A 3,497-nucleotide genomic window follows, 5' to 3' on the forward strand; every position below is an offset into this window, starting at 1 on the left:
CCTGGTAAGGCGCGCCCGCTCATCGCCGTGGACGCTCAGTGCCGTGGCTGGCGGATACTCATCACTCCTTCGGCCTCTTCCGCGGAGTGGTCACGGTTCCCACTGAGGCCAGCACCACGCAGCCGATGGCCAGCCACTGCGTGCCGGTGAGAATCTCTCCCAGCACCACCACGGCGGCCAGCCCCGCGACGGCCGGCTCCAGACTCTGGAGCACGGCCACGGTCCGGGGAGGCAGCCTGCGCAGTCCCGCCATGTCGAGCGTGTAGGGGATGGCCGCGGACAGCAGCGCGACCCCGAGCCCCGCCGCCAGGACCCACGGCTGAAGCATCGCCGAGCCCCCCTGCCACACGGCGGTCGGCATGGACAGCACTGCGGCCCATGCGACGGCGTACGCGAGGTAGTCGCCGTTGGAGGTCTTGGCGCCGGCGCGTTTGTTCAGCACCACGTAGATCGCCATTGAGGCACCGGACACGAGAGCGAATACCGTGCCGGAAATCGAGAGCCCGGCGCCTCCTCCGGGGTTGGCGAAGAGAAAGACACCGAGCCACGCAAGAAGTGCCCATAGGAAGTCGATGATGCGCCGCGATCCGGCCAGTGCGAGCACCAGCGGTCCCAGGAACTGCAGCGTGACCGCGACCCCGACATCAAGGCGCTCCAAGGCGAGGTAGATGACGTTCATCCCGGCGATCGAGGTCCCCAGGGCGACGATCAGTCCCCTTTCGCGCCAACTCCTCGGCAGCGTCGGCCGCCATATCGCACAGAGCACCAGCGCGGCGAAGGCCAACCGGAGAAAGATGACGCCTAGGGGCCCTACGGCACCGAACAATTGTTTGCCGAAGGCTTGGCCGACCTGAATGCTGATGACGCTTCCGACGATGAAGAGCGGACCTGGAACAGCGGGCCATCGTTTCGTGCCGACCATGTCGCTCCGCCCTCGATCGCCGCGCTCGCGTGCTGTCGTGTCTGTGGCCATACGGGGAGAGTGCCCTAGCGACCAGGAAGCAACCTCTAATGTTTCTACACGCGAAACATTAGTATGGGCTAACAGGTTGCGCGGGCCAGCTGGAACGCGCGCCCCCGCCGAGTCTCCGCACCTACGACATCGCGACGTGCGCCGGGCCTCGGCCGCGACCAGAGTGAATGGCAGGCACCCGGACCTCGCCCAGCTCGCCGTCGACGCCCTCAAAGCCCCCGACGCCCAGCGCCCGCGCCGGCAGACCCCGCCGCACCTCCCCTGCCGACGCCCAGCGCCGCCAGCCGACAGGTACGCCCCGTTGAACGCACCGCAGCCCGGTGGTGCGGGGCCACCAGACCGCCACTTCTCTGCGTTCAACTGGGCTCAGGTGCGGTCGGCCCATACTCGCTGCTGCTCAAGCGCTTCCAGGGCTCCCCGATACAGGCTCGCCTCCATGCCCATGAGAATGCTCCGCATCCGCTTCGCCTCGTCCTCATCGCGCGGGCGTAGCCGTCGGCCGACAAACTCGTAGTCCCATTCCTCCAGATCCCCGCCGCGAGGCTTCAGGCCCTCTTCCAGCAGATCGGGGAGGTCCGCGTCTCCGTTGAGTAGGCCTGTGGCTTCAGCGACCGCCTTGCCGACGATCAGGCGCAGGCTTTCCAGGGTGATGGTCTGCAGGGGAGTGGCAGTAGAGAGTCGTCATTTCAGTGTCAGTGGCATAGCCATGGCGACCTGCTAGATGCCACTGACGGGCCGTGACGAGCTAGTGCTGACACTGGTGACGAATGGCCTTGTCATTCTCATGCCGACTCCAATGGCATCGGTAGAGTTTGCGCAGGTCAGAGGTTGTCCGCTTTTCCGTCTCGTGTTCTACGGACCGAGGAACGCTGGATTGCCGGGATCGATGCCGCGAGACTGGATCCGTGCAATCTACTCACTACCGCGTACTGGTGGCTGTCTTGGTCGGGCTGCTCGCGGCTGCCGCAGCCGTGATCCTTGCCCTGATCGACTCCGAGCCGGTCACGAAGGCCGTACGGGACGCCGCTGTGACGTTCGGCGGGACGACAACTCTCGGCTTGTTGCTGATCGGTGCGCTCCGCAGCAACCATGGGGAGGGAGCTGAGTGAAGAGTTACTGGGCGGAGGGTCTGATCGTCGAGCCTTCCAATCTTCACGACGGCGACGAGGCTTGGTTCAAGGACCGTCCGGTACAGGTGGCCGGCCATCTCTTCCCGCCCCGCTTCCGTATATGGCTGAGTTGCAACACCACCGCCGTGGACATGTGCGTCGCGCTCGAGGTCGACAGTGGAGGGTTTGTCGAGCAGGTGAACGCCACCACGGTCAGCGGCGTTTCTTCGGACCAGGAGAAGGACCGGATCCGCGCTGCTGCCCGGAAGCTCGCTCTCCCACTGGCCCTGGCCATGATTCCCTACGGCCTCTTCCAAGCCACCGAGGATGGCTGGGAGTGGATCGCTGACGGATGGAGGCCACCACGTATCAGGCGACTCGGCGATGCCATGCCCGATCCGCAGATCGCCCTCGTCAGAGAGCTCCGGCGCCGTACGGGGCCAAGGTGGTGGAGCACCTACTTGCCCCGCATCGAGAAGACGGCGCAGGTTGTCTGGGATGCGCCCGCCGAACTCTCGACGCGTCAGGTGATCAAGACGCTCGTCTGCCCCGCCACGCATGTCGGACGGACTGCGGCGTACGAGGACCTGGCTGCTGCACGCGAACTGGGCCTGATGCCCGAGCACCGCGCCCCGTGACAGGCAGCTCTGCCGTGCGCGGCGCGGAAGAGCGTTATGGCAGGCCAGATATCGATACTGGTGAGGGAACCAGCCCCAATGGAATGCCGGTGTGTCTTCGGTTTCGTCGCAGATAGAGGCCGACCGCCATGTCGACGCCGCGATGGCACGCGTGTCTCATGCATCCGAAACTCAGCGCCGGGCGCAAGGTGTTCGAGGGCTCAGCCGACCAGTGGTGCTGTGCTGTCGGCTCTGGTGAATGCAAGCCGGGTCACGGGTTCTCCTCGTCGTCGCCCACCGCACGCTATAGCCGTCTCCGGGCGCCTGCCAGGTAGGGTGCTGGTGTGGATCAGCACGGCACTCGAGGTGAAAGGCCGCGGCCTACTTCCGACGGGCAGCCCACGTTGTGGCAGGCTGCCGATGACCTGCTCGCCACGGACATGCCCTTCGTGGTCGCGTTCCTCGCCCTCGGCGCAGCGCGAGGTCTGGGAAACAAGGGCCTGCGCGCTTTGGTCCACGAACACCGGGAGCAACTTGGCCGGGTGTGGCAGGCGCCTACGGGCCGCCTGGCTGCAGAGCTTGCCCATGCCAAAGTCCCCACCGCCCGCAAGGTCGCAGACGAGATCAGCGCCTCTCGAACCGAGTTGCTGAAGACGGCCCAGGCCAAGGCAGACGATCTGGCCCGGCGCGACATTCACCTCATCGGCCCGTCCGCCCTGCCGGCCCGGCTTGCCGAACTCCCCGGCGGGCCCTTGTGGCTGTTCGTCGAGGGTGACGTGCGGGCCCTCTACGAGGGCC

General features: G+C 66.3%; 4 protein-coding genes. 3 read left to right on the forward strand and 1 reads right to left on the reverse strand.

What is annotated here, in order from left to right:
* Positions 1-61: 61 nt before the first annotated feature.
* A complete protein-coding gene (locus ACFWM7_RS34455) occupies positions 62-973 on the reverse strand; it encodes a DMT family transporter (RefSeq protein WP_383268498.1) in 912 nt (303 codons plus the stop codon).
* A gap of 932 nt (positions 974-1,905) precedes the next feature.
* Between ACFWM7_RS34455 and ACFWM7_RS34460 the strand changes: the two genes are divergently transcribed.
* The 3 genes from ACFWM7_RS34460 to ACFWM7_RS34470 all read left to right on the forward strand — a co-directional run.
* Complete coding sequence (locus ACFWM7_RS34460) at positions 1,906-2,082, forward strand: hypothetical protein (RefSeq protein WP_381980775.1); 177 nt, start codon at positions 1,906-1,908, stop codon at positions 2,080-2,082.
* Positions 2,079-2,720, forward strand: a complete 642-nt coding sequence (locus tag ACFWM7_RS34465) for a hypothetical protein (protein WP_383268501.1) — start codon at positions 2,079-2,081, stop codon at positions 2,718-2,720. The genes ACFWM7_RS34460 and ACFWM7_RS34465 overlap by 4 nt, the downstream gene beginning before the upstream one ends.
* 323 nt (positions 2,721-3,043) lie before the next feature.
* On the forward strand, positions 3,044-3,497 hold a 454-nt coding region (locus tag ACFWM7_RS34470), incomplete at its 3' end, for a hypothetical protein (protein ID WP_383268504.1).

It is taken from the genome of Streptomyces sp. NPDC058375, assembly GCF_042723425.1.
Taxonomy (GTDB): domain Bacteria; phylum Actinomycetota; class Actinomycetes; order Streptomycetales; family Streptomycetaceae; genus Streptomyces; species Streptomyces durocortorensis.